Here is a 26,290-nt window from a genome sequence, read left to right as displayed (position 1 = left end):
GGCTCTCACCTCGCTGTTTACGCGCGTCGGACGGTCGAATCTGCACTCAGGATCGGGCCTGGGGAGAATCTGGGGAGTTTGGACCGGCACTCTCCTCCGCCCGCTCCCCCAGCAGGCTATCGATCGCCCTGCGCCCCTTCTTCCCCGCCTCCGGCATGAAGTGCGCGTAGTGATCGAGCGTGATGGTCGGCGATGAATGCCCCAACCACTTGGCGAGGGTGACGACCGACTCTCCTGCCTCCAGCACGAGGGATGCGTACGTGTGCCTCAACACATGGAACCCGTCCTTCGGTGCCGCTTGCCACTGCCAAGGTTTCGCCCCCTTGACACGCGGAGGGATGACACCTGCCCTGGCCAGGGCAGGCTTCCAGATCTCGGTGTTCCACGTGTTGGCGGCGATCGCGTTCCCGTACTTCGTTGTCAGTACGAGGCCGAACTTCTTCCGCTCCCTGTCCGATTCAGGACCGCCCCAGGGAAGCTCGACCTTGTCGCCGGGGTATGCCCTGGCATGCTTCACCAGTTCGTCGGCCACGGAACGCGGCATGTCTGCAACGCGCGTTTTGCCGCCCTTTGGAAGCGTAAAGTACTTCCGGCCATTGACTATTTGCACCTGACGTCGGACGTGGAGGACTCCGCGCGCGTGGTCGACGTCCTCCATGCTCAGGCCGAAGACTTCACCCTGACGCAGACCGCACCCAAGCCCAAGAATTACCGCTATACGGTGCCTCTGGCTGATCTCATCACGCACCCTCCGAGCTAGCGCCTCAGGCCACGCCTCGCGACGCTCATCGGGCAGCTTCGGCCATCGGACCGACTTGGACCTCATCGGGTTCCGAGCAAGACGCTTGTCATCAAGCGCTGTCTCAAGGACGCTCGACAGCGTCGAGAGGATGCTGCGGGCGTACTGCGGCGAGCACGAGGATTCGAGCTTGACTATGTAGGCACGAAGCTCGGCCGCAGACACCTTGTTCAGCGATACATCGCCCAGGTGCGGTATCACGTGTAGCCGAATCCGCTCATCGATGCCCTTGCGCGTCTTGGCTTCACCACGCACACCCGGCATCCAGTACCGCTCGACGTATTCAGCGAGCGTTATGGAACCGTCCCGTGGATCGACGAACTCGCCGCGCTCCTGGTCGGTACTTGATCGCCGGAGCCACGCCTTGGCGTCCTCCAGGGTGTCAAAGGATCGGTCCCGGACTCCGGGTATGCCAGCCACCTTGTATCGCTTGCCCTTGCCGTAGCGGGCGGTTCGCTCTCGTTTCCCGGTGACCGGGTCCTTCTTCTTCTTGATCCAGCGGTCTTCGATGTAGCCGGCCAGGGGAGTCTCCTTTTCGCGAGGGTACAAACGGTGCTCAATGACGAACGGAACGTCAGGCGCTGGGGCGGCTGCGTTGCTGTGGATCTGCGCTCATCGGGTTCAGGGCCAGGTTGGAACGGGAGTCGGCCTGCTCCTGTTCGCGGATCCAGGCGTCGAGGGCTTCCCGCCGGTACATGACGCGACCGCGGGGGCCCATACGGAAGCTCGGCGGTCCCTGACGGCGGTGGCGCCAGACGTAAAGGGTGTGGGGTGAGAGGCCGAGGTAATCGGCGGCGTCCTTCACGGTCAGGAAGGCCGCGCGTACGGCTGCGGAGGAAGCGGCGGGGGCGAGCAAGGGCCGTGCAGGCATCGGAGGTTCTCTGTGGGTGCGGGAGAGGGGAGCCCGGCTGGGCGGAATCCAGTGCTCCGCCCAGCCGTTGCCCGTTGTGAAGGAGGGAAGAATCGCGGACAAGCCCCGACTCGCAGTGCCGCTACGGACGCCTTGCGGTCGGAGTCGGCTCGCTCGGCAGATCAGGAAGGGTCAAGGAAGCTTCGAGTCGATCCCAAGGGATTTCGTCCCGTGTCGGCTTGCGAAGGCAGTACGCGAAGCGTTCGGCGAGACGCGGCGCGCTCATTCCGGCGCATTCGGCCACCGCAAGGATGTGCCCCGCTGTCTGGTCGCCGTTCTTCAGCCACGCCGCAATACATGCGTCACGGAGAGCCGAAACATACCGGCCTAACGAGCTCGTGCATGGTTGGCGGTGAGACGCCGAGTCCTTGATCGTTGATCATGGTTGCGTGGTGGGGAACTCGGCTCGTGCACTGGTCATCAGCAACCGGCGGATCACGGGCCTGACGGCCGATGTGATCGCTGAACTCGTCGCCGAAGTGGGGCCGTTGTGGCACGAGCGCCACCAGGCCAGGCTTGCCTCCCGGCCGCGCAAGCGGGCCATGGGCGCCGGCGCGAAGCACCGGCTGGTGTTTGTCGACCGGCTGCTGGCCACTCTCGTCCATCTCCGTCACGGGACTACCCACGACGTGCTGGCCTGCTGGTTTGGCGTGGACCGCTCCACCATCACCCGGGCCATCAACGAGGTGCGGCCCCTGCTCGCCGAGCGAGGGTGCACCATCAGCCCCGACGTACGGCTGCGGACTCTGGCCGAAGTCGTCGACCATCTCGGCGCGACAGGGAAGACCGGCATCATCGACGGCACCGAGATCCGGGTCCGGCGGCCGGCCCAAGGACGCAAGGACCGGGACAAGTTCATCTCCGGCAAGAACAAGCAGAACGCCGTCAAATCCATGGTGGTCACGGACGGCGAAGGACGCATGCTGTGGTGCAGCCCGACCAAGCCCGGGAGTTGCGCGGACATCACCCACGCACGCCAGTTGGGGCTGGTGGAGCTCCTGGCCGGTGGGCCTGCGGTCGAGATCCTCGCCGATGCCGGCTACCAGGGGCTCGGCGCACAGACCGGCGGACGCGTGGTGACGCCACCGCACCGCAAGTTCAAGAAGAACGCCCCGGACTGGTACGAGGATATGTACGAGCGCCAGCGCAAGGCGCACTCCTCACGCCGTATCCGGGTCGAGCACGGCATCGCACATCTCAAGAACTGGCGGGCACTCGCACGCCACCTCGGCCGCCGCGAGCACATGAGCGACACGGTCCAGGCCATCGCCGGCCTGCTGTCTCATCAGCAGGGCGCAGACCTGACATCGGCACGGCAGATGTGACCCCCGGGCCCCACCGAAGTCCTCGACGTCTCACCGCCAACCATGCACGAGCTCGTTAGGGGGATTTGACCTTTCATTTACTTTGATCTGGACCGCGTCCTTCTACGGTGGTGTGGTGTCGAGCACACCGAACGAAGCGCTCATCGCCTGGATGCGTGAGCATGAGATGAGCTCCAACACCCTTGCGGAGGCGGTCAATCAGGCGATCGGCGAGCTGACCGGCAAGGCGGGCGGGCTGGAAGGCTCCCAGGTCCGTAGCTGGAAATCCGGACGCGTGAAGTGGCCTAAGTCTGCGAGTCGCACCGCATTGGAGATGATCACCGGGCTGTCAGCAACGGACTTAGGGTTCGTACCCCGGGGCAAGTCCCCCGTGCTGGAAGTACGAACGTCGGAGGACCCCGTGCATCGCCGTGCATTCATTGCCGCAACCACCGGCACAGCCTTGTCCACAGCCTCTTCCACCCGCCTGACCGTCGGCCGCGCCGATATGCAGCGTCTCAGGGCCCGGCTGGACGACTTGTGGTTGTTTGACGATCAGAACGGCGGCAGCCCCGAGCTGGAGGAAAGATCCGTGACGCTCAGTGCGTACGCCACGGACCTTCAACGAACCGGCACCGCCACCAGCCGCATTCGGAGCCGCCTCTACGCCCTGGCCGCGACGTTCACAGCAACCGCGATGTGGGCGGCTACCGACTCTCGCCGCCTTGACAGAGCACAGCAGCACATGGAGAAGGCAATCACCCTCGCCGGCCTCTCCCACGACGGCCAGGTACAGCACCAAATCTGGCGCTACGCTTCAACACTCGCTGGGCAACGTGGGCATTGGGCAGACGCAGCCGCCGCAGCGGAAGCTGCCATGGCTACTTCGGCACACCGCATCGATCCGCTGTACGCCTCTCTCAGCCACGCCCGTCTGGCCCTTGCCCTACCCGGCTTGAACGAACACACACGCGCCCGACGTGCGATAACTGATGCAAACGAAGCTTTTGCCCGCGCTGATCCTGACGCAGCACGACCAGTGTCGATGGACTTCTACACCCGAGGTGAACTCGATGGTCTAATCGGCGTTACACACCTGCGGCTGGGCGACTCAGCGCAAGCCGAGTTCCATTTCCACCGCTGTCTAGCGGCTCTGCGGCCAGACCAGCACCGCAACCGGGCCTACTACCTCCTCCACGTCGCTTTCGCGCAACTCGGACAAAAAGATCTCGACCAGGCATGCTCAACCGCCGCCAAGGTGATCCCGCCGCCCGGTTACACCTCCACCGGCCGCATCCCTCACCTGCTTAGTACATTCACCCAGCACCTCAACAAAGCCGCTCCCGGCGCAAGCGCCACCCGCGCCTGGAACGATCGCACTCGCACCAGCTGAAAGGACTCTCGTGACAGCAGCGCCTGGCGTCGTCGCCCTACGCCGTTACGACAGTGGGGACTTCGACAACGTACGACCGACATTGACTAACTTGTACGCTGAGGTTTATGCCGACCGACTGTCCGATCCTTTCTTCTCCGTGGAACGGTTCCAGGAACGCCTCGACAGTCATGTGTCACGGACCGGCTGGGAAGCCGTCATCGGCTGGGATGGCAACCAAGCAGTCGGATACGCGTACGGCTCTCCCCTACCGGAGCGAGCACGGTGGTGGGCCGGAATGCTCACACCACTTCCCGAGGAAGTCACGTACGAGACAGGACAACGCACGCTCGCGCTCTTCGAACTCCTGGTGCGCGCACCATGGCGTAAGACCGGCAGCGCTCGTCTAATCCATGAGGAGCTTTTGGTCGGCCGCCCAGAGGAACGAGTGACGCTGCTTGTGGAACCAACTCATCCAAAGGTGAAGGCTCTGTACGAGAATTGGGGGTACGAAAACATCGGTGATCAACAACCGTTTCCTGATGCTCCGGTCTACGCCACCATGGTCCGCCGTCTGGGCTAGTTAAGATTCTCTGGCCAGGCGGCCGAATACGAGCGAAAAGGAAGGAGGGTCGATCACTCACTCCGGACAACATCTGTGATCAATTGAAGCAGTCCGACCACGTCGGTTAGATCTGGAATTACTCGATCGGCTCCATAGTTTGTCAATTCTGCTGCCGGGGTTTTACCTGAGGCTACGCCGATAACTGGGGCGCCACCTTCCCGACCAGTTATGACATCTTGCAGAGAGTCTCCTACGATCACCGTATTACTGCGATCGAATGGCTCTCCGTATACTTTCTCAGCCCTCTCCTGTGCGATACGCACCAACGCCGGCCTGTGTGAATTATCCGAGGCGTATCCGCCCACGCCGCTGTCAACATAGCTGGACAATCCGAAAGTGTCGAGCTTGATCTCAGCGCTTCGCCGAAGGTTTCCGGTGACGATAGATGGAATGAAAAGATCGGACTGACGTACAGCCACAAGGGCTGCCAATGCCCCTGGCATGAGTTGGCCTTGAGTGAGCAGGTCTTCACGGTGGTTCGCCAATTGTCCCGGCATCCGCTCAATGATGTCGCCAGTGAGACGTTCAATGTCTTCGCTGGGCACGTCGTTGGATGCAAGAAGTTCTCGCACAGCGAGGGGCATGGTGACGCCCGTTCCTCGTGCGGGAAGTACTGCCGGGGGGCGCCCAACGACTTGCTGGAAGACTTCACGGTAGACAAGTCGGTCAGTTTCCCCAACGTAGAGCAGTGTGCGGTCGATATCCCACAAAACCAGGATCATGACTCGGTACGCTCCTTCATGATTTCCCTGCCGCGCTCCAGGAACGAACGTGCGGATGCCGTACTACCGAACCGGCGGGCCTCCAGCAGCATGAGGTGGAGGTGCTCATCCAGTCGGGCGGAGTGGATCCCATCAACCAGGGAGAGGACCTCCTGACCAGTGGAACAGCCAGCATCCGCATCACCTGCCCGCATCTGGGCCATGGCTGCGCGTGAGAGGAATTGTGCGTGGGTGCGGGTCTCATCGCGTTTGAGGACTCCTCGCGCTGCGGCGAAGGCTGCAGCAGCTTCAGCCGGTCGGCCCAAGTCAAGGTAACAGCTTCCCCGTTGACCAAGAACTTCGCCCACGTTGATCCAGTACAGCCATGGGGGATCGTCTTGGCCTGAGCCTTCCTCGCAAAGGTGCTGCGCTTCGTCGAGGGCTGCGATTGCCCGGTCTCCCTCGTTCAAGCGAGCGTGGCCACGAGCCTGGCGTGTGAGGAGCATGGCGTGCAGGAAAGGCGCATCACGGTTTCTGCTGATTTGGCGAGCTGTCCGCGCTGCTGAGACCGCCGCCCCGGGTGTCAACGGCCATGTAGTTCTCCCCAGTGGCGGCCAGTAGTTCTCCCCACTGACGGTCGCTGGAAATTCCCCGGTGGCGGCCAGATATCTCCCCGCCCTCGGGTGGTGTGGGTCAGCTGAAAGGCTTCACTCCCTTGCCGGTGGTGGCCTCGGTGAACCGGAATGAGTCACCCTGAGTGACCGTGACGTGGGCATGGTGGAGGAGCCGGTCGACGGTCGCGGTGGCCAAGGTCTTGGGCATGATCTCGTCGAATCCAGACGGGTGGAGGTTGCTCGAAACCGCGATCGAGCGACGCTCATATGCGGCATCGACCAGGCGATAGAAGCCCTCGGCGGCATCCTCCGAGACGGGCAGCAGGCCGATGTCGTCGACGATGATCAGGTCAGAGCGGACGATCTTCGAGAGGGCTCGGGCGATGGAGTCGTCCGCGCGGTGGCGGCGGACCAGGGCTCCGAGGTCTTCGATGGTGAACCAGGCGACGGTCAGGCCGGCCTCGACCGCGGTCTGCCCGAGGGCCTCGGTGAAGTGCGACTTTCCCGTCCCCGAGGGCCCGCAGATGCAGAAATTCTCCCGGCGGCCGACCCATTCCAGACTCTTCAGGGCGTCCTGGGTGGCTCTGGGTATGGACGACTTCCCTTCGTGCCAGTCGCCGAAGGTCTTGCCGGTGGGGAACCCGGCCCGCTTGCGGCGGGTGTGCAGGTTAGCGCGGTCGCGGCCGGCGGCTTCCTCAGCGAGAAGGACTCGGACGACCTCGGCTGGATCCCAGCGTTGGGCCTTCGCGGTGGGGATGATGTCGGTCAACGACCTGCGGATGTGGGGGAGTTTGAGCCTCTTGGTGAGCTCGATGGCCTCGGCGAGCGGGTCGCCGTTCGTGCCGAGAACGGTGCGGATCGGGGTGGCCATCAGGCGTGGTCGCTTTCGTCGTACTCGGAAAGATCAGAAGTGTTCGGGGCGGCGCCGAGGGCGGACCAGGCGGAGGTCCCGGGCTGCAGCGAGTGGTCCTCGCTGCGGCGAACCGGCTCGGCCAGGCCGTGGACGGCCTGGTAATCGAGGATCGACAACAGGTCCTTGTCCGCGAAGCGGGCGGTGACCGCGGCGGTGCCGAGCGCGCGGTCGACTTCCGCTGCCGAGTAGAGCTTTGAGAGCGCGACGGCCTCGGCCATCTTCGCCTTGACCCTGCGAACCCCGGTCGCCCCGGCCTCGATCAGCCAGCTCGCAGCACCCGGTCCGAGCAGCAGGAACGCGGCCTCCTCGGCGGAGGTGGCCCGTGGGGTGCGGTCGCCTTCCTTGTTCTCGCGCGGCGGATAGTGGGCGTCGTCCAGCACCGGCGAGCCAGGCTCGCCGCGCGAGTGGCGGGCGACCTCGCGGGCCGAGCCGTCCTCGTCGACCGCGGTGACGATCAGCTCGTCGCCGTGGAAACGGGCCCAGACCCGGCCGTCGATCAGCTCGTGCGGGACCGGGTAGCGGACCGCTTCGACCGAGATCGTCGACTCCCAGGTGACCCGGCGGGTGGTTCCGAAAGTGGCGGTGAACGGACGCTTGGGCAGCGGGTGAAGACGCTGTCGCTCTTCCGCGAGGCGATCGACCGGCTTGTTCCGAGTCGCCCTGTGAATACGGGAGTTGACCTCCTCGCAGAAACTGCGGCAGGCCGCTTCGAGATCACCGAAGGACTTGTACTGCTCGCGCAGATTCACGTCCCTGGGCACCAGATCCGCCTTCGCGATCTTCACCGTGGACTCCGAGCCGCCCTTGGTTTCCGGGTCCGCCGGCACGCAGGTCCGTATCGTCGTGCCGTAATGGCGGCCGACCTCGACGATCTCGGGGTTGCGGACGGCAATCCCGGCAACATGGTCGGTGGTCACGGTCTTCTCGTTGTCGGTGAGGACGTAGGCCGGCACTCCGCCGATCCTGCGGAACGCGGCGTCCAGGGCCGCGGTGACCGTCGGCAGCGTCTTGTCCCAGATCGGGATCACGACGCGGAAACGGGACCAGGCCACCCATGCGCAGAACAGCGTGGTCTTGCGACCGTTGATCACCGGGCCGTCGCCGAAGTCGTACTGAAGCCAGAGTCCCGGCTCGGTCACCCACGGCCGATAAACACGGCGGCGACCGGCCCTGAACTGGGCTTTCGCCTCGGCGACGGTGCGGCGGGTGGTGCGTTCCCCGCCCGTGAAGCCCATCGCGGTGATCCGCTTGTGGACCACGTCCGCACGGACCTTGCCCTGCGAGCGGACCACCAGTTCCTCGATCTTCGGCAGATAGTCGTCGATCTTCCGCGACCGGTGCCGGTGCTGGCCGGGGTTCTGCCCGGCGGCCCGCATCTTCACATAACGGGCCACCGTGTGATGGTCGCACCCGGCCAGCTCGGCCGCCGCGCGGTAACTCCCCGTGAGGTCGTATGCCTCAAGGATTTCCATGATCTCCCTGCTGTTCTTCACCCGCTCGAGCTTCGCCGAGCAGGACCTGTCGGGGCGAGCGGGGAGAAATCTGGCCGTACGCGGGGAATCCCGTGGCCATCAGTGGGGCGGTAAATGGCCGCCTATGGGGAGCTTGTCATGGCCGCCGTCAGAAGCGGCGGGCGTCCGGGCTCGAAAGGGCCCGGGGCCAGCACAGCCACAGCTGGTCGAAGGTGTCGGTGATGACGAGTTCGCGGCGTTCGTCGGGCAGGAAGACGCTGGTGTAGAGGCGGTACCCGCCCTCGGTGAGGTACCGGAACGCGCCGTGGTCCATGGGCGGCGCCGACGCCGAGGTGGTGGCTACCTTCACCCCCGCGGAGGACCCGTCGACCCAGTTCTTCGACCTGTTCTGGGTCTCCAGCGCGGCCTGCCGCCACAGCCGGTACAAGGGTGCGTCGGGCAGGCCGAGCACGACGGCGAAGGCGTAGAGGATCTCCCAGCGCGGGTACATCCGTCCGCTCATCAGCTCGGAGACCTTCGATTTGGACAGCGGGATACGGCTGCCGAGCTGACTCATGGTCATCCCGGACGCGAGGTACGTCTCCCGCAGCGGCTCCAGCCAGGCGCGGTGCGCGCTGCCGCAGTCGGGTGTGATCTGGCCGAGCGGCCGTCCGGGCCGCCCCCGTCGGCGGGAAGAACCCGCCGGCGGGGGCGTCAGCATGCCGAAGGCCGGGGAGATGGACGGCTCGCGCTCTTCCGGCGCTGCCGACGGGTCGGAGGGCGTGGTCACGGCGAGCCGTCCTCCTTATGGTCGGGGACGGACGTCACGCGGTGCCCGGAGGCCGGTGCGGTCAGCGGGTGTACGGCGCGAGCGATCTGCTGCACCGTCAGGGCGAGAGCCGGGGCCAGCGCGGCGATCGCCGCGACCTGCCCCATGGCGACCATCACGATGCTCCAGGCGAACACGGTCAGCGTCGCCGCGATGATCAATATCTGCTTACGGTCCATGGGACCTCCTGTCGGCCTGTGGCCCGACGGTCCATCCGGAGCCCGTCGGGTTCCCCGGGAGAGCGGGTGCCGAAGCCGCTCCGCCCGGGGGCCAACCAGCATGCAGCGAGACCCAGTTGCTACGCCACGTGATCATGCATTCACGGAACAATGACGACCCGTCACCCGGTGCGGAACCAGTGCCGGGTATGCGGACGACCGTTCGACCCCAGCACGGTCCGTGCGTCATCAGCGTGAAGTTCCCGGTTTTCCTTGCAATCCCACGCCCGAAATACGTCAATGGAAGAGGCACCTCTGGTGTCGGCCTTCCATCCGGAAGGGCCTGCCCCGTGCCGAAACAAGGGGGCGGGCGACACCGCTCTCGCCTGGCCGACCGAAGAGGCCAGGCGAGAGCGGGACACGGTCCAATAAGGACACGCCGACCGTAGCCCAGCCCACTGACACACGTCTCCCGCGCCGCGCCCTGCGTACCACCCGCCAGGCTCCGCGTGGAGCGGCGCAGTCCCGCCGCCGGAGCCAGCCCGCCATGCCCTCGCCGCAGAGGTTGCTCGCCGTGGTCGTCATGACGACGTCTCCCCTTGACCAGGCCGCCTCCGTGCCGGCCCCGGTACGTGTCCTCCTCCCGGACGGCCAGGAGCTCACCGCCCGGCTCTGGTCCTGACGCCAACTGGACGACGAGCGGGCGTACTTGGTGGGCCTGTCGGTCTACAGCAACAGCCGGGACGGGGCCGTGGATGCGTCGGAGTACCGGGCGTGGGCGAGAGCGCCGGAGCACGTGCGACCGGTGTCTGGCGTCTCGTACGACGCTACTGTGTCAAGTCTGAGCGTGTTGTCGGCTGCCGAGTCTCTGAGGAGGCCTGGCGGTGCAACTCGGCATCGAGGACCCGTCGGTGGTGAAGCGGTACGCCGAGCGGTCGAAGACGGCGTACGAACACGCGTGGGATCCGGGATGCCTACGAGTACCGCGGCTGTAAACCAGCGGTCTCGACCGCCGCCTTGCCCGTATTCCGGTGTGCGCGGGGGCTGTTCCTTGTGGGGCAAACGACCGGCACACTCAGCGACCGGGCCAGGCTACTGTGCCCGTCGTACGGGGCTGACACCGACCATGGCGGTCGCGCATGACCTCACCCGCACGGCGACCCTCGCCTGATGCCGCGTCAGCTTGAGGCGGGTGCACGACTGACAAAGTTCCCTGCACGGATGACAAAGTCCGAAGCCCACGATGATCCTAAAGTCCGTGGATGAGGCCAGCGAAGGGGGAGCCGGCGGACGGCCCGCGACCATCAAGCGTTGTGGCATCGCCGCTGACCGCAACTAAGGACTGCGTGGGTGTCGAGCCTCGCCCCTGTCAGTTACCTACGAACTGGAGAACCGTGAACAGAAACCGTTTCAAGGTCGGCGCCATCAGTGCCATCACCGGCGTGATCTCGACGCTGCTGGTTGGTTTGACCGCGAGCCCTGCCTCTGCCGCCACCGAGCAGTGCAACACCGCCATGGTCTCGACGCGCGCCGCAAACATCCCCGGGCGGTATCTCTACCTGCCTGCGTTCTACCTCGGAGAGGTCGCCAACTACTCCTGCTGGATGGCCAAAGGATCCGACAGCGACGGAGTCAAAGCGCTTCAGGGGGCGATCAACCATTGCCACAACAGCATCCCTAATCTTGTGCCCGATGGCATCTACGGGGACGCCACCAAGGCAGCGGTACGCACTATTCAGACGAGGGCCGGAATCAAGGCAGACGGCGAGTACGGCCCCAATACCTATGCCGTCATGAGCTTCCCGGCGTATCGGACCGTCGACAATGTGTTCTCCGGCACCTGCGTCTAGGGGCTGGTCGGCGCTCTGCCGAAGCAGGTGGTTCTCGGCTTCCAGGACCTGAACAACGCGGGCAAATTGCTTCATCTGCGTCTCGAAGTGGTCGCGCTCCTTTTTGACCCGGGCCAGGTCGGCGCGGAGCGTTTCGTTCTCCTCGCGCAAATGTTCGGTGAGGGCCGGACGGCCTTCCTGCGAGGTGACCAAGGCGTAGAAGAGGTTCTTGAGGCCGGTGTGCTTGTGGGTGAGCTTGTTGTGGGAGAGGTTGGCCTCGGTGGCGAGGGACCTGATGGTCAGCTTTCCGTCGGAGCGCAGTGGTGCTCCGGCCAGGAGGCGGATCATGGCGTCGGACTTCGGCTCTGTCGTCGGCGGAGCTGGAGATGTCGGCGAGGACGGCGCCGATCGCCGCAGCCAGTTCTTCCGGAAGAGCTGACGGCTGGTGGATGCTCATGCGGTGCTCACCGGTGGTGGGGGTGTGGGTCGGCTGGTTGTTTTGTGCTCGGCGATGATCGACACAAGAGCGGTCTGCCGCTGCTGGAGGCGCCGCCGGATCGGCAACGGGACGGTGTCGTCACTGATTTCTACGGCGAGCAGATCGGATTCCGCCCGTGCCAAATCCATGTGCCGGTCGGTCCGCGCGATGTTCGCGCACGCCCTGTGGCAGCGGTCATGACTGGGGGTACGGGAGGGGGCCGGTGTCGTGCGGTCCGGGTTGCACAGGGCCTTGCGCGGGTCGTAGTTGCAGGTGAGGAAGGCGTGGGGGTGGTCGAAGACTTGCAAGTGGGGGTTGTTCAGCAGGTCTTTGTGCTGCCGGGCCTGCCAGCGAACGCGGATGAAGTCGTCACGCAGGCAGCCGGTGTGGAACGCCAGCGCCTCGCTGATGCGCAGGCCGGCTCCCGCCTGGAGGGGGATCGTCAGCTTGTACTGGGGCGAGATGTGCTTCTGGATGAGGTTGACCTCATCCAGCACGGGGATCTCGTCCTCATCGACAGCGACATTGGTCGGCTTGGTGTCGACACCCCTGGTTGGGTCCTCCTGGATCAGCTTCTCCTCTTTGGCCGACCAGAAGATGTGCTTCACCATCTTCATACGGTCGTGCACCGTGCTCTCCGCGAACACCTTGAGGATCGCCGCCTTGAAGTGCTCGATGTCCCGCTTCGATATCGAGACGAGCGCCTTCGCGCCGAGGTGCGGTATGAGGTGGTTGTCGAGGAAGCCCCGGTAGTTCGATACCGTCCCGTCCCCGACAGAACGGCGCTCCAGCCAGTCATCCGCGTACACCCGCAGACTGATCTATCCGGCGCTTGGGTCGATGTAGACACCCTGGTCCTTATCGGCCTCCATTTTGACACCGTGAGCCTCTGCCTGAGTCTTCTTCGCGAAGCTCTCCTCGCGCTGCCGTCCAGTGCGGCCTCCGGGCTCACGGAATCGCAGGAGGCGGCCGACCAGGGACGTGATCCCGCGCGGCGACGGAACGCGCACCGGCCGGGTCGCGCACGCCGGACCAACTTCTGTGCACCAACGACAAAGTCAGCGGCTGGGGTTGAGTCTACGATCCCGGAGGCAGCCCCTCGGCGGGCAGCAGTGGGATCAAGCGGCGCTCAACATCTGAAGTGGCAGTATTCGTCGGCGGGGGGGGTGTACCGAATGAGGAATCGGCTCCTTGCTTGTGTCCCCGGCTTTCTTCGCCTGCTTGATCGTCGGTTGCGCCGCCGGGGGCGGTGGGCCAGCGAGCGCGAAGGAGAGACCCGTCCGTCCCGTGCGCGGATGGCCGGGCGCCCGACGGAGCGCACTGCACGTCCGGTGTCCGGTTCCCGGATGGACCCATCGGGAGAGTTCGAGCAGATCGCCGGTGCCAGACGGAACGAGGCCGGTGAGCTGGCTTCGAAAGGTATGCCGTGACCGGAAACCTGGATATTCAGCTGCTGGGTCCCTTGACCGTATCAAGTGGTCATCAATTACTGCCGATCTCCGCCGCCAAGCAGAGAGCCGTCCTCGCCGTCCTGCTGCTGCGGGGCAATAAGGTCGTAGCCACCGATGATCTCATCGCGGCACTGTGGGACGAGGTACCGCCGACCACCGCGAGAGTCACGTTGCAGAACTACATCAGCAGACTGAGGAAGTTGTTCGGCAGCGTCGGCGAGTCGCGAATCCACACGGTCGAACCCGGGTACCGGATCGAACTCGGTCCCCAGGAACTGGACGTCCACCGCTTCGAGATGCTGCACCACAAGGCAACCGGTGCCGCGAAAGCGGAGGCATGGGAGCACGCCTCGGTCCGGTCGCGGCAGGCCCTGGACCTCTGGCGCGGCGAACCTCTCGTGGATATCCCGTGCAAGATGCTGTGGCTCGAAACGATGCCCAGTCTGCAGGAGGCCCGTCTTGACGCGTTGGAGATCTGGATCGAAGCGGAGATCCGACTCGGGCGGTACGTCGGGGTCACGTCGACGCTGACCGAATTCATCTCCGAGAACCCGTACCGTGAGCGGCTCCACTGGCTGCGCATGCTGGCCCTCTATCAGAGCGGGCGGCAGGGCGAGGCCCTCGAGACGTTCCGGGGCGTGCGCGCAGCACTGCGGTCAGCGCTCGGTGTCGAGCCCGGGCCGGAGTTGCAGCATCTGCACCAGCGGATCCTTGAGAGTGACCCCAGCATCCTGATCGGCGAAGCCGCCCGACCGGTATTGACTGCGCAGTCCATGCAACGGCGCGCCGTCTGGCAACTGCCGAGGAAGCCGCACCATCTGACCGGGCTGACGGCGCAGACCGAACGGCTGAGTGGCGTTCTGCTGGACGGTGGACGAACCGGGGAGATTCCGGTGGTGACCGTGGTGGGAGCACCCGGGGTCGGCAAGACGGCGCTCGCGGTGCACACCGCCCATCTGGTCAGCGCCTGCTTTCCCGACGGACAGCTCTACGCGGAACTGCATGGATCGAGCGGAAACCCGGTGCCAGCCATCAAGGTGCTGGCCCGCTTCCTGCGGGACCTGGACGGGGACGGCACCCCCGTCCAGTTCGACGAGAACGAGCTAGCCACCCGCTATCGGAGCCTGCTCAGAGGCAGGAACATGCTCATTGTGCTCGACGACGCACACAACGCCGACCAGGTCAGAAATCTCCTGCCCGGCGCCAGCGGCTGTGCGGTGCTGCTGACGAGCCGGGACCGTCTGATCGGAATCGATGCCGTCCATACACTGACGTTGGGGTTGCTGGGCGAGAAGGAATCGCTGGAGCTGTTCGGACAACTGGTCGGGCCCCAGCGCCTCGCACATGAAGCCGCGGATGTCGCCGATCTGTTGACGGCTTGCGGCGGGCTGCCGTTGGCGATCCGGATCGCGGCCATGCGGGTGACCTCCCATCCGGACTGGTCGATCGCCAAGTTCGCTCGAAAGCTGGCGAACCCCAGCCGAGGTCTCGACGAGTTCAGCATCGGCGGCACGGCGCTCCGGTCCACGTATCAGGCTGCTTACGAGCGTCTGCAGCCCCATGTGTACGGCACGCTGAGCCCGCGAAGGGCGTTTCGCATGCTGAGTCTCTTCGATGGACCGGCCCTGGGACCGAACGCGGCGGCGGCCCTTCTCGGCATGCCGGTCGCGCAGGTGGAACCGGTCCTCGAATATCTCGTGGACTGTCACCTTCTCAGTGTTCACGGGCACGGCCGGTACCGGCATGAACGGCTCCTGCGTTCCTTCGCCCTCGAGTGCGCCAGGACGGAGGACAGCACGGCGGCCCGGCAGGACGCGGTACGCCGAGTCCTGTCGTGGTACCTGATGACCTGCCGGATGGCCGTACAGGCGATCGAGCCTGGCCAGCACGGACCCACCCGGCCGCGGGGGCTCCCGAACACGCCGTCGGTCTTCCCCGCGAAGGACGACGCCCTGCGTTGGCTAGACGTGGAACGCACCAATCTGATCGCGGCCGCCGAACAGGCCGAACGACAGGACGTCGGCCCGGAGTCACGGGACCTCCGGGACATCGTCCGGCAGCTGTTCGGCGTGTTCGGCGTGCAGGCACCGTGGCCGATCACGTTCACCACCCGCAACCTATGAAGTCGCGACGGGGAGGGAGACGGGCCAGGCCGTGAACTGCCGGAGGCCGTAGAGAAGCGGTCGGCCCGGTCCCGCGTGATCGGAGGCGACCACCTCACCGAACACCACCGTGTGGTCGCCGATGGTCTGCATGGCCATCACGCGGCACGCGGCGAAGCCGATGACGTGCTCACTGAGGCGCGGGGTGTCCCCGACGTCGCTGGCTTGCCAGCGCACCTGCTGGAAATGGTCGACCCCGCGCTTGGCGAACTGTTCCGCCGTCGAACGACCGTCCGCGTCCAGCAGATTCACCGCGAACCAGCCGTGGGCGCGCAGCGCCGCGAGAGTGCCGCTCCACGCACCCAGGCAGATCGACAGGACCGGTGGAGCCAAGCTGACGCTCGTCATCGAGGAGCATGTCAGGCCGCACGGCGCCCCGTCGGGGCCGACGGTGGTGACCACCACGACTCCGGTGGGGAAGGAACTCATGAACTGGCGGTAGGCGTCGGCGTCCACGGGCTGGGCTCCCATCGATCTCCTCTCCTCCGGCCGGAGACCGTGGCCTCAGTTGATCGTCGACAGGTACTCGCGGCAGCTGGGCAGATTCCGTACGAGCGCCTCGGCGTCCTTGCGAATCCCGGCGATGCCCCGCCGGCCGGCGTCCTGGTCCATGTGGGCCAGCGCCGGGCGGGCGGTCGCGGGCGCACGGCCCAGGCCGAGCAGCATCGTGTTCCATGAGTACGCCTCGAACCCGTGGTAGTGCGGATAGATCGTCTCCTCGTCGAGCAGCCGCGATTCGTAGGTGGCGAGCCGTTCGGCCAGCCCGTCGGGGAGGGCTCGGACCTTCGCCTCCTTCCAGTAGGGCGTGTCCGAGCGGCCGGCGGCGTGGTAATGCAAGGTCAGGAATTCCTTGACTCCGTCGATGGCATGAGCGATGCGGTCGTTGTAGCCCGCGATGAGCGCGGGATTCCAGCTCTTGTCCGGGAAGTACTTCACGAGCTGTTCGATCGCGTGCTGGATGAAGAAGATCCCGGTGGATTCCAGCGGCTCGACGAAGGCGCTGGACAGGCCGACGGCGACGCAGTTCTTCACCCAGGACCGCTCGTTGCGGCCGATGCGCATACGGATGTGGTTGGCCTCGAGATCGTCCTGGCCGGGCGCGGCGAACTCCCGCAGCGTGCGTTCGGCCTCCTCGGGCGTGCAGAACTCGTCGGAGTAGACGTAGCCGGTGCCGTTGCGGCCGTACAGGGGAATGGTCCAGATCCAGCCCGCGCCCATCGCCGTCGCGGTGGTGTACGGGCGCATGTCGTCGCGCTCCGGGTCACGCGGCACGCGCAGGGCCACCGCGCGGTTGTTGGGCAGCACGTCCAGAAACGACTCGAACCGCTCCCCCAGCGTCTTGTTGATCAACATTCCACGGAAGCCAGTGCAGTCGACGAACAGGCTTCCGGCGACGGTCCCCTTCTCGCGCGTGGTCACGCTCTCGATCCAGCCGCGCTCGTCCTGGTTCACTTCGACCACGTCGTCCACCACATGCTTCACGCCTCGGGCGCGCCCGTATTCGGCCAGGAAGGAGGCCATCAGGGCGGCGTCGAAGTGGTAGGCGTAGGGGAACTGGGCGCGCTGCTCGCTCAGCGTGCTCCTGCCCATGGACCCGTCGAGGCCGGCGGCGAACAGTGAGCCGTCGAGCATGCGCGGGGAACGCTGGGCCTCGCAGAGCCACGGGGTGATGTAGCTGCTCCGGTCGAACTCGCCGAGTTCTTCCTGGAGCTGCAGCCACCAGTCGGCCGTGCTGAAGCCCTCGGCGACCCTGAGCCGCTCGAACGGGTGGTAGAAGTGGTGGCCCTGCTCCCGCCAGTTCTCGAAGCGGATGGCGAGCTTGTAGCTGGCCGAGCAGCGGGGCATCCACTCCCGCTCATCCAGGCCGAGATAGTCGAAGAAGTGCCGGACGGTGCTGAACGTCGCCTCGCCCACGCCGATCGTGCCGACGTTCGCCGACTCGACCACCGTGACGTCGATCCGGTCCTGGAACGCGGCCTTGAGGTAGGTGGCGGTCATCCAGCCGGCCGTCCCGCCCCCCACGATCACCACTGAGTCGATCATTTCGGCTCCCTCGAGTCCGTCGGATTTCCTGCACGGTCCCGCACGGGCCTAACGAGCTCGTGCATGGTTGGCGGTGAGACGTCGAGGACTTCGGTGGGGCCCGGGGGTCACATCTGCCGTGCCGATGTCAGGTCTGCGCCCTGCTGATGAGACAGCAGGCCGGCGATGGCCTGGACCGTGTCGCTCATGTGCTCGCGGCGGCCGAGGTGGCGTGCGAGTGCCCGCCAGTTCTTGAGATGTGCGATGCCGTGCTCGACCCGGATACGGCGTGAGGAGTGCGCCTTGCGCTGGCGCTCGTACATATCCTCGTACCAGTCCGGGGCGTTCTTCTTGAACTTGCGGTGCGGTGGCGTCACCACGCGTCCGCCGGTCTGTGCGCCGAGCCCCTGGTAGCCGGCATCGGCGAGGATCTCGACCGCAGGCCCACCGGCCAGGAGCTCCACCAGCCCCAACTGGCGTGCGTGGGTGATGTCCGCGCAACTCCCGGGCTTGGTCGGGCTGCACCACAGCATGCGTCCTTCGCCGTCCGTGACCACCATGGATTTGACGGCGTTCTGCTTGTTCTTGCCGGAGATGAACTTGTCCCGGTCCTTGCGTCCTTGGGCCGGCCGCCGGACCCGGATCTCGGTGCCGTCGATGATGCCGGTCTTCCCTGTCGCGCCGAGATGGTCGACGACTTCGGCCAGAGTCCGCAGCCGTACGTCGGGGCTGATGGTGCACCCTCGCTCGGCGAGCAGGGGCCGCACCTCGTTGATGGCCCGGGTGATGGTGGAGCGGTCCACGCCAAACCAGCAGGCCAGCACGTCGTGGGTAGTCCCGTGACGGAGATGGACGAGAGTGGCCAGCAGCCGGTCGACAAACACCAGCCGGTGCTTCGCGCCGGCGCCCATGGCCCGCTTGCGCGGCCGGGAGGCAAGCCTGGCCTGGTGGCGCTCGTGCCACAACGGCCCCACTTCGGCGACGAGTTCAGCGATCACATCGGCCGTCAGGCCCGTGATCCGCCGGTTGCTGATGACCAGTGCACGAGCCGAGTTCCCCACCACGCAACCATGATCAACGATCAAGGACTCGGCGTCTCACCGCCAACCATGCACGAGCTCGTAAGGGCTGTCCCGTAACTGCCGGTCACGAGTGAGATGATCTTGCCGTGTCTGGTGTGATCACGGCGTCGGAGCCGTCCTGGACAGCCCCGTTCACTGGGCTGAGCCCGCGTCAGTTCGGCAAGCTGATCACAGCGTTGCGGCGCGAAGGCACCGATCCGGTCCGCAAGGGCCGGCCGTGGAGCCTGCCTCTGGAGGACCGAGTCCTGCTGGTCGCCGCGTACTGGCGGACCAACCTGACCCTGCGCCAACTGGCGCCGTTGTTCGGGGTGTCCAAGTCCGCGGCCGACCGGATCGTCAATCACCTCGGCCCGGCACTGACACTGCAGCCACGTAAACGGTTCCGCCGTGACGCCGTGCTGATCGTTGACGGCACCCTCGTCCCCACCCGCGACCACACGGTCGCAGAGCAGTCGAAGAACTATCGGTACTCGACCAACCACCAGGTCGTCATCGACGCCGATACCCGGCTGGTCGTAGCGGTCGGACGGCCGTTGCCGGGCAACCGCAACGACTGCAAGGCATGGGAGTTGTCCGGCGCGAAGGACGCCGTCGGCCGCGCCACGGTGATCGCGGACGGCGGCTACAGGGGCACCGGCCTGATAATCCCGCACCGCCGCGAACCCGGCCAGACCGAACTCCCCGCCTGGAAAGAGGAACACAACACCTCCCACCGCAAGGTCCGTGCCCGCGTCGAACACACCTTCGCCCGGATGAAGACCTGGAAGATCCTTCGCGACTGCCGACTCAAAGGCGACGGCGTCCACCACGCCATGCTCGGCATCGCCCGCCTGCACAACCTCACCCTCGCCGGCTGACGAAGAAGCAGGCAGGTCAACAAACACGTCGTAGATCATTTACGGGACAACGCTTACGAGCTCGTGCATGGTTGGCGGTGAGACGCCGAGTCCTTGATCGTTGATCATGGTTGCGTGGTGGGGAACTCGGCTCGTGCACTGGTCATCAGCAACCGGCGGATCACGGGCCTGACGGCCGATGTGATCGCTGAACTCGTCGCCGAAGTGGGGCCGTTGTGGCACGAGCGCCACCAGGCCAGGCTTGCCTCCCGGCCGCGCAAGCGGGCCATGGGCGCCGGCGCGAAGCACCGGCTGGTGTTTGTCGACCGGCTGCTGGCCACTCTCGTCCATCTCCGTCACGGGACTACCCACGACGTGCTGGCCTGCTGGTTTGGCGTGGACCGCTCCACCATCACCCGGGCCATCAACGAGGTGCGGCCCCTGCTCGCCGAGCGAGGGTGCACCATCAGCCCCGACGTACGGCTGCGGACTCTGGCCGAAGTCGTCGACCATCTCGGCGCGACAGGGAAGACCGGCATCATCGACGGCACCGAGATCCGGGTCCGGCGGCCGGCCCAAGGACGCAAGGACCGGGACAAGTTCATCTCCGGCAAGAACAAGCAGAACGCCGTCAAATCCATGGTGGTCACGGACGGCGAAGGACGCATGCTGTGGTGCAGCCCGACCAAGCCCGGGAGTTGCGCGGACATCACCCACGCACGCCAGTTGGGGCTGGTGGAGCTCCTGGCCGGTGGGCCTGCGGTCGAGATCCTCGCCGATGCCGGCTACCAGGGGCTCGGCGCACAGACCGGCGGACGCGTGGTGACGCCACCGCACCGCAAGTTCAAGAAGAACGCCCCGGACTGGTACGAGGATATGTACGAGCGCCAGCGCAAGGCGCACTCCTCACGCCGTATCCGGGTCGAGCACGGCATCGCACATCTCAAGAACTGGCGGGCACTCGCACGCCACCTCGGCCGCCGCGAGCACATGAGCGACACGGTCCAGGCCATCGCCGGCCTGCTGTCTCATCAGCAGGGCGCAGACCTGACATCGGCACGGCAGATGTGACCCCCGGGCCCCACCGAAGTCCTCGACGTCTCACCGCCAACCATGCACGAGCTCGTTAGCCGTGGTCTCGCGCGCGCCCGGCTGCCCGCCTGCGCTAATCGCATGCTAAGGCGCGTGGGCAGCCTGGGACGGATAAGTCCCGCGCCTCCGGCGGCCGTGCGCCGGACCGATCCGAGAGCCGAGACATGAGGGCCAACGCCAACACCAACACCATGAACTTCTGCGACCTGCGGATCGCGGGTGAGCGGCTGCTGAGCCGCCTCGACCGGCTCCGGGCGATCGGCGCGACACCCGCGGGCGGGGTCGACCGCCCGGCCTTTGGAGCCGCCGACCGCGCGGCACGGGACTTCACGAGCAGGCTGATGGCGGAGGCCGGCCTGCTGGTCGAGACCGACACGGCGGGCAACCTCATCGGCCGCCTGCCCGGCCCCTCGCCCCGCAAGGACTGGCTGGTGCTCGGGTCGCACCTGGACACGGTGCCCGACGGCGGGGCACTCGACGGGGCGTACGGCGTGCTCGCGGTGGTCGAGGTGCTCCAGGTCCTGCACGAGCGGGGGATCCGGCCGGCGGTGCCGATCGCCGCCGTCGCCTTCGCGAACGAGGAGGGCGCTCCGGGCACTCCGGCCATGAGCGGGTCCGCCGCGCTCGCGGGGGTCCTGAACCCGGCACAGATCGCGGCCCACCAGGTGCCCGGAAGCGTGCTCGCGACCGGTCTCGCCGCCGTCGGCGGCGACGCCGCAAGGGTGCGGGAGGCCGCCTGGGTGGCCGGGACGATCGCCGCCTACCTCGAGCTCCACATCGAGCAGGGACCGGTGCTGGAGCGGGAACGCGTACCGGTCGGTCTGGTGACGGCGATCACCGGCCGCACCTCCGTCGACATCACCGTCGCCGGCATGACCAACCACGCGGGGACGACGCCGATGCTCGACCGCAGGGACGCGCTCGCCGCCGCGGCCCAGCTGATCCTCGCCGTCCAGCGTCTCGCCGAGCCGACCGGGCCGGTACGCGTCGCGACGGTCGGCCACTGCGTGGTCGAACCCAACGCGTGGAACGTGGTGCCGGGGAGCGTCACGCTCCGCGCCGACATCCGGGACGTCTCCGGCGCGGCTATGTGCAAGGCGGTGGACTCACTGCGGAACACCGCGGGGCAGGTGGCCGCCGAATCCGGGGTCACGGTCGACCTGGCCGTGAGCCAGGTCGTCGATCCGGTGGACTGCGCCCCCCACCTGGCCGGTCTGATCTCCGGGGCCTGCGCCGAACTGGGGCTGGAGCACCTCGCGCTGCCCAGCGGAGCGGGGCACGACGCCCAGCTCATCGGCCTGGCCGCGCCCATCGGCATGATCTTCGTGCCGAGCATCGGCGGAATCAGCCACGCGCCGGCCGAGGCGACCGCTCCGACGGACCTCGTCCACGGCGCGAACGTGCTCCTGCACACCGTCCTGGCCTACGACCGGGACCACAGCCGCTGAACGCCCGGCAGGTCCTACTTGGTCCTGCCAGACGGCGGGAGCGGCCTCACGAGCACCGGGGTCGGGTTCCTCCCCGTCCCTGGTCGCCCAGTCGCACCGTCAGGCGGGCGACGAGCGCGGCGAGAAGGTAGAGACCCGCCTGGAACTCGAGGATGACCGTGACGCTCAGCCGGTCCGCGAGCACGCCCGCCGCGAGCATCCCCAGCACCTGGAAGCCGCCGTACACCGACAGCAGCGCGCCCACGACCCGCCCCATACTGTCGGGCGGTGTCTGGAGCTGCAGGTAGGTCATGGTGCCGGCCGTGTGGAACATTCCCGGAACGCCGATCGCGATGAACAACCCGACGTAGAGCGCGATCGCGGTCGTGGCGTACGGGCCGTTCCAGACGGCGAGCGACAGGGCGCCGACTCCGAGCGCGCCGAACGTGATGGCCCGGTCGGCGCCCAGCCGCCCGCCCACCAGACCGACCAGCAGCCCTCCGGCCAGCCCGCCGATCGCCTGAATGCCTCTGAGCAGTCCCATCTCGGCCGAACCTCCGTGCAGCCGCCGGTCCACGAAGACGATGAACAGCACGAGGAACAGGCCCTGCGCCATGGAGCTGAGGGCCATGCTCACGAAAGTGCCGCAGATACCCCGGTGGCCGACGATCAGCGAGAGCCCGTCCCGCCACGCCCGGACGACCGAGACCGGGCGGGACGGCTCGACCGGCGCGGACCCGGTGCCGAACCGGGTGACCGCGATCAGCCCTCCGGCGAGCAGGAAGGTCGCCGCGTCGGCGATCACGATGGTGTCCAGCGAACCGCCGACCAGCGCCAGCCCGCCCAGCGAGCTGCCGACCAGCCTCCCCAGATTGGAGCTCGCCCCCATCAGGCCGTTAGCGGTGCCGAGTTGGTCGGGTTCGACCAGGGCGGGCAGCACCGCTGTCCTGGCCGGTTCGACGAACTGCCCCAGCACCGCCTGCGCGGCCGCGACCAGGTAGACCACCCACAGTTCGGCGGAGGAGTGCACGAACAGCAGCGGGCCCAGCAGCACCGCCTGCGCCAGCGGAATGATCAGCAGCACCCGGCCGCGGTTCCAGCGGTCGATCATCACCCCGGCGAACGAGGAGAGCAGCACGACCGGCACCATCTCAACGATGAACACCGTGGAGGTGATGAGCGGCGAGCCGGTCAGGTAGTACACGTAGATCGGCATGCCAGTGATCAACAGCCAGTCGCCGGTCTCGGAGATCAGGCCAGCCAGCCAGAGCAGTACGAAGTTGCGGCGGCGCAGAATTGCCGGCATCCGTCATTTCCCTCGTCGGCGGACGTGGAGTCCTCCCGATCAGAACCGAGCAGCCACAGGCCGGGCAAGGAGATCGCCCCAACCTGCCGGGGTGATGCCGCAGTCCCCGCCGCAGGTACCCGACGCTGAGGGCTTCGCTAAGAGGGCGCTAGCCAGATGGCTCATCGTGCTCGGGACAATGCCCGGACAGGCATGTCATCGTCGGCCACAGGCGGCTGCGGAGACGGGCTTGGCAACCACTTGGAGACGACCATGATGGCCGATCGTGACGAAGCGGTGCTGGGCCTCAGCGACGTGGTGCACGCGCACCGGCGGGACGCGGGACTGACGCAGCGTCAGCTGGCGGATCTCAGCGGGCTGAGCGAGCGCGCGATTCGGGACCTGGAGTCCGGACGCGCGGCCAACCCTCGCCGCGAGACCATCCGGCTGCTGGGCGACGCGCTGAGGCTCGGCACCGATCAGCGCGTCCGGCTGGAGGTCGCCGCACGAGGCAGGCCGACGGACGGCGAGCTGCAGGCGATCATGAGGTCCGCGACCGTCCCGCCGCCGGCCCCGGTCACCCCGATGCTCGGCCGGGAGGCCGAGTTCGAGGGAGTGGTCAGGCTGTTGACCCATGAGCGGCACCGCCTGGTCCGCATCGTCGGCATCGCCGGGGTCGGCAAGACCACGATGGCCATGGAGGTCGCGGGCCATCTGCACGCCCACGGCCGGACCCCAGTCTTCTGGCTGTCGGCGGATGCGCAGCCCGGCCACGGCACCGCGGTGGGCGACCTGACCGGGGCATCGGCGCTGCTCCATTCCCAGGTCCAGGAGTCGCTCGCCAACGGCGACCACGGGGTCGGCAGGCTGCGCGGGCTGATCGGCCGGCGGGGTGCGCTGATCGTCATCGACGGCCAGAACGAACGGTGGATGCCACTGGCACGGGTGCTCCTCCTGCTGCGCACCGTACCCACCGTCCAGGTGCTGAGCACCGGCTGGGCGTCGGCCTCCGCTATGGCCGATCCACCGTTCACGTTGCTGCCGCTGCAGGTGCCGGGCAAGGAGCTCGACGACGATCCGGCCGCGCTGACCGAGAACCCGTCCGTGCAGCTGATGATGTCCTGCCTGCGCCAGGTGCGGCCCGAGCTGGAACTGAACGTGTCCACCGCGCCGGCGGTGGCGCGCCTCTGCCGGGCCTTCGACGGCCTGCCAGCCGCGCTCGTGCTGGCGGCCCGCTGGAGCGCGCTGATGAGCCTCGAGCAGCTCGCCGAACTGGCGGAGAAGGACCAGATGCTGCTCGCCCTCACCCCGGGGGCCAATACCGGAGAGTTCCGCGCCGTACTGGAGTCCCTCAACGCTGCGGGGGAGTCGCTCACTCCCCCGCAGAGGAAGATGCTGCGCGTGGTGGCCCGCCTTGACGCGCCCTGGTCGATCGAAGACCTGTCGTCACTCGTCGGCGCGCCGCCCACCGAGGTGGCCAGGGACGTCTACGCGATGCTCATGCATGGGCTGCTGCGGCGCGTCGACGCTCCCGGCCGCTCCCTGTTCAAGATTCTCCACCTCGTCCGTGCGCTCCAGGACCTCACCCCGGCGACGGCCGCGAACGGATTCAGGCCTTCTCGACCGTGCGAAGAAAGGGGAACCGGCTCGTGGCCAGTTGCATTCGAAGCCGGTGTGTCGAGTCCGGGCTGACCTCGCGTCCGAGAGCGCCGAGGATATGCCCCATCGTACGTACTCCGTCGACCGCTTCGAAGACGTCCTTGACCGCTTCGGAGGGTCGCCCGACGGGGAACGGATTGACCCGGTCCAGTTTCCGGTACCCCCCGTCGGGTACGGCCATGAACCCCTGCCGGGTGGCGGCGGTCCGAACAAAGGTCGTGGTCAGGAACGCCTCACTCCGTTCGGCCTCGGTCACACGGCGACCGGACTCCGGGGTGAGGTAGAACCAGAGCATGGGCGAGCAATCCAGCAGGAGTTGGTTGACGACCTGCCAGCGGGCCCGGTCGGCGAGGGTATCGAAGCTCTCCTGCAAGTCCGCGTCGCCGAAGTCCAGATGCCACAGCCCCCCCTCGCCGCTCTCGGAGAACGTGTCGGCGATGGGCGCCTCGACATGCAGACCGCACGACGACGCCATATCCCACAGCGTGTCCACGGTATAGCTGTGTTCACAGGGATTGATCCACATATCGGCCCACGCCTCGACCGGGCCGTCAAACGCGGCGAGTCTCTGCGCCAGCAGGCTCCCGAGTGGGATCGAGTCGGCGAGTCTGCGAGCCATCTCGAGACGGGCCGCGTGGGTGTCCCGGCCATTGCCCAGCAGGCGCAACGCGCCTTGGAACGCCATCGGCTCCTGACGGTGGAAGGTGTTGTAGACCATCAGTTCCAGGACGCCGTCGGGCCGCAGCGCTTCGGCCAGCCGGGCCAGACATGCCGGAGGGTCGGGATTGTGGTGGATGACGCCCGTACAGATGACCAGGTCGAACTGTGCGTGGTAAGCGGCCTGCGACAGCCCTTCCTGCCGCAGTGAAAGGTTGGTCACACCGAGCTGACGAGCATTCTCGCCGCACACCCGGAGCACCTCCGCGGAGGCATCGGTGCCCAGTACCCGCGCGTTCGGAAACCGCAGGGCGGTGATCAGAGCCTGGTTGGTTCCGCAGCCGGCCACCCAGATGTCGCCGTCGGGCCGGAGCCGGGTTGCCGTGTAGTCACCCAGGTCCTGGCAGACCAGCGCGGCGTGCAGGTCCGGGTCGGTGAGCCGGTCCAGGCGCATGGGGCGCCAAGGGTAGGGGAAGGTGCCGTAGAAGGAATCGAGGACCTCAGCCTCATGTTCCCTGGCTTCTCCAGCTGCCATTTCTGTCTCCTGTGCCAGGCCGATAAGGCGCGTACCGACGATTCGGCGCGTACGCGGTGGAGCCGCTCCGCGAACCTCCTGGGCGGCGACGCCCAGGAG

The 26,290-nt window shown here is 66.7% G+C and carries 24 protein-coding genes; 11 read left to right on the top strand and 13 right to left on the bottom strand.

Annotated features, from left to right (window positions below):
• Nucleotides 1–46: 46 nt before the first annotated feature.
• On the bottom strand, nt 47–1,348 hold the full coding sequence (locus tag SSPS47_RS29095) for a site-specific integrase (RefSeq protein WP_239065101.1): 1,302 nt from the start codon (nt 1,346–1,348) through the stop codon (nt 47–49).
• A 25-nt stretch (nt 1,349–1,373) separates the two neighbouring features.
• Nucleotides 1,374–1,670 carry a helix-turn-helix domain-containing protein gene (locus tag SSPS47_RS29090; RefSeq protein WP_164253539.1) on the bottom strand — a complete coding sequence of 99 codons (297 nt, stop codon included), beginning with the start codon at nt 1,668–1,670 and terminating at the stop codon, nt 1,374–1,376.
• Nucleotides 1,671–2,098: 428 nt separating this feature from the next.
• Here SSPS47_RS29090 and SSPS47_RS29085 point away from each other — a divergent pair, with 428 nt between their 5' ends.
• From SSPS47_RS29085 to SSPS47_RS29075, 3 genes are all read left to right on the top strand, one after another.
• Nucleotides 2,099–3,034: a transposase family protein gene (locus SSPS47_RS29085; protein ID WP_203557751.1), complete on the top strand. Its 936-nt coding sequence runs from the start codon at nt 2,099–2,101 to the stop codon at nt 3,032–3,034.
• 115 nt (nt 3,035–3,149) lie between these two features.
• Nucleotides 3,150–4,406, top strand: coding sequence for a Tat pathway signal protein (locus tag SSPS47_RS29080; RefSeq protein ID WP_164253538.1), 1,257 nt, complete (start codon nt 3,150–3,152; stop codon nt 4,404–4,406).
• A 10-nt stretch (nt 4,407–4,416) separates the two neighbouring features.
• Entirely contained in the window at nt 4,417–4,968 is a 552-nt protein-coding gene (locus SSPS47_RS29075; RefSeq protein WP_164253537.1) for an N-acetyltransferase, read from the top strand.
• Between the two features lie 53 nt (nt 4,969–5,021).
• Here SSPS47_RS29075 and SSPS47_RS29070 read toward each other — a convergent pair whose 3' ends face one another.
• The 5 genes from SSPS47_RS29070 to SSPS47_RS29050 form a co-directional block, all read right to left on the bottom strand.
• Nucleotides 5,022–5,732, bottom strand: a complete 711-nt coding sequence (locus SSPS47_RS29070; RefSeq protein WP_164253536.1) for a haloacid dehalogenase-like hydrolase — start codon at nt 5,730–5,732, stop codon at nt 5,022–5,024.
• Between the two features lie 672 nt (nt 5,733–6,404).
• On the bottom strand, nt 6,405–7,196 hold the full coding sequence (gene istB / locus SSPS47_RS29065; RefSeq protein ID WP_164253535.1) for an IS21-like element helper ATPase IstB: 792 nt from the start codon (nt 7,194–7,196) through the stop codon (nt 6,405–6,407).
• A complete protein-coding gene (gene istA / locus SSPS47_RS29060; protein WP_164253534.1) occupies nt 7,196–8,731 on the bottom strand; it encodes an IS21 family transposase in 1,536 nt (511 codons plus the stop codon). The genes istB and istA overlap by 1 nt, the downstream gene beginning before the upstream one ends.
• Before the next feature lie 127 nt (nt 8,732–8,858).
• Nucleotides 8,859–9,479, bottom strand: coding sequence for a helix-turn-helix transcriptional regulator (locus SSPS47_RS29055; protein WP_164253533.1), 621 nt, complete (start codon nt 9,477–9,479; stop codon nt 8,859–8,861).
• Nucleotides 9,476–9,697 carry a hypothetical protein gene (locus SSPS47_RS29050; protein ID WP_164253532.1) on the bottom strand — a complete coding sequence of 74 codons (222 nt, stop codon included), beginning with the start codon at nt 9,695–9,697 and terminating at the stop codon, nt 9,476–9,478. The genes SSPS47_RS29055 and SSPS47_RS29050 overlap by 4 nt, the downstream gene beginning before the upstream one ends.
• Nucleotides 9,698–10,223: 526 nt before the next feature.
• Here SSPS47_RS29050 and SSPS47_RS36070 point away from each other — a divergent pair.
• The 3 genes from SSPS47_RS36070 (at nt 10,224) to SSPS47_RS29040 (ending at nt 11,526) form a co-directional block, all read left to right on the top strand.
• Nucleotides 10,224–10,358 carry a hypothetical protein gene (locus tag SSPS47_RS36070; RefSeq protein WP_275405177.1) on the top strand — a complete coding sequence of 45 codons (135 nt, stop codon included), beginning with the start codon at nt 10,224–10,226 and terminating at the stop codon, nt 10,356–10,358.
• A gap of 202 nt (nt 10,359–10,560) precedes the next feature.
• A complete protein-coding gene (locus tag SSPS47_RS35685; RefSeq protein WP_164253531.1) occupies nt 10,561–10,671 on the top strand; it encodes a DUF4158 domain-containing protein in 111 nt (36 codons plus the stop codon).
• 399 nt (nt 10,672–11,070) lie between these two features.
• Entirely contained in the window at nt 11,071–11,526 is a 456-nt protein-coding gene (locus tag SSPS47_RS29040) for a peptidoglycan-binding domain-containing protein (RefSeq protein ID WP_203557951.1), read from the top strand.
• A 432-nt stretch (nt 11,527–11,958) separates the two neighbouring features.
• Here the strand turns inward: SSPS47_RS29040 and SSPS47_RS29035 are convergent, their stop codons facing one another.
• On the bottom strand, nt 11,959–12,792 hold the full coding sequence (locus SSPS47_RS29035; protein ID WP_164253529.1) for a hypothetical protein: 834 nt from the start codon (nt 12,790–12,792) through the stop codon (nt 11,959–11,961).
• Nucleotides 12,793–13,409: 617 nt separating this feature from the next.
• On the opposite strand from SSPS47_RS29035, the gene SSPS47_RS29030 reads away from it, so the two are divergent.
• Complete coding sequence (locus SSPS47_RS29030; protein WP_164253528.1) at nt 13,410–15,557, top strand: BTAD domain-containing putative transcriptional regulator; 2,148 nt, start codon at nt 13,410–13,412, stop codon at nt 15,555–15,557.
• Here SSPS47_RS29030 and SSPS47_RS29025 read toward each other — a convergent pair.
• From SSPS47_RS29025 to SSPS47_RS29015, 3 genes are all read right to left on the bottom strand, one after another.
• Nucleotides 15,552–16,067, bottom strand: a complete 516-nt coding sequence (locus SSPS47_RS29025; RefSeq protein ID WP_164253527.1) for a flavin reductase family protein — start codon at nt 16,065–16,067, stop codon at nt 15,552–15,554. The two genes, SSPS47_RS29030 and SSPS47_RS29025, sit on opposite strands and share 6 nt — an antisense overlap.
• Nucleotides 16,068–16,100: 33 nt before the next feature.
• Nucleotides 16,101–17,639, bottom strand: a complete 1,539-nt coding sequence (locus SSPS47_RS29020; RefSeq protein WP_164253526.1) for a tryptophan halogenase family protein — start codon at nt 17,637–17,639, stop codon at nt 16,101–16,103.
• A 107-nt stretch (nt 17,640–17,746) separates the two neighbouring features.
• A complete protein-coding gene (locus SSPS47_RS29015; RefSeq protein ID WP_203557751.1) occupies nt 17,747–18,682 on the bottom strand; it encodes a transposase family protein in 936 nt (311 codons plus the stop codon).
• A 104-nt stretch (nt 18,683–18,786) separates the two neighbouring features.
• On the opposite strand from SSPS47_RS29015, the gene SSPS47_RS29010 reads away from it, so the two are divergent.
• From SSPS47_RS29010 to SSPS47_RS29000, 3 genes are all read left to right on the top strand, one after another.
• Complete coding sequence (locus SSPS47_RS29010) at nt 18,787–19,557, top strand: transposase (RefSeq protein ID WP_164253525.1); 771 nt, start codon at nt 18,787–18,789, stop codon at nt 19,555–19,557.
• Nucleotides 19,558–19,671: 114 nt separating this feature from the next.
• Nucleotides 19,672–20,607 carry a transposase family protein gene (locus tag SSPS47_RS29005; protein ID WP_203557751.1) on the top strand — a complete coding sequence of 312 codons (936 nt, stop codon included), beginning with the start codon at nt 19,672–19,674 and terminating at the stop codon, nt 20,605–20,607.
• 185 nt (nt 20,608–20,792) lie between these two features.
• Complete coding sequence (locus tag SSPS47_RS29000; protein WP_164253524.1) at nt 20,793–22,076, top strand: Zn-dependent hydrolase; 1,284 nt, start codon at nt 20,793–20,795, stop codon at nt 22,074–22,076.
• A gap of 46 nt (nt 22,077–22,122) precedes the next feature.
• On the opposite strand, the gene SSPS47_RS28995 is transcribed toward SSPS47_RS29000, so the two are convergent.
• Nucleotides 22,123–23,361, bottom strand: a complete 1,239-nt coding sequence (locus SSPS47_RS28995) for an MFS transporter (protein ID WP_164253523.1) — start codon at nt 23,359–23,361, stop codon at nt 22,123–22,125.
• 252 nt (nt 23,362–23,613) lie between these two features.
• On the opposite strand from SSPS47_RS28995, the gene SSPS47_RS28990 reads away from it, so the two are divergent.
• Nucleotides 23,614–25,032 (top strand): helix-turn-helix domain-containing protein, encoded by a 1,419-nt coding sequence (locus tag SSPS47_RS28990; protein ID WP_164253522.1) that lies wholly within the window; start codon nt 23,614–23,616, stop codon nt 25,030–25,032.
• Here the strand turns inward: SSPS47_RS28990 and SSPS47_RS28985 are convergent.
• Nucleotides 24,950–26,191, bottom strand: a complete 1,242-nt coding sequence (locus SSPS47_RS28985; RefSeq protein WP_164253521.1) for a class I SAM-dependent methyltransferase — start codon at nt 26,189–26,191, stop codon at nt 24,950–24,952. The genes SSPS47_RS28990 and SSPS47_RS28985 overlap by 83 nt on opposite strands.
• Between the last annotated feature and the right edge of the window lie 99 nt (nt 26,192–26,290).

Origin of the sequence: Streptomyces sp. S4.7, assembly GCF_010384365.1 — a bacterium.
GTDB lineage: Bacteria > Actinomycetota > Actinomycetes > Streptomycetales > Streptomycetaceae > Streptomyces.
This window is presented reverse-complemented; position numbering and strand designations above follow the sequence as displayed.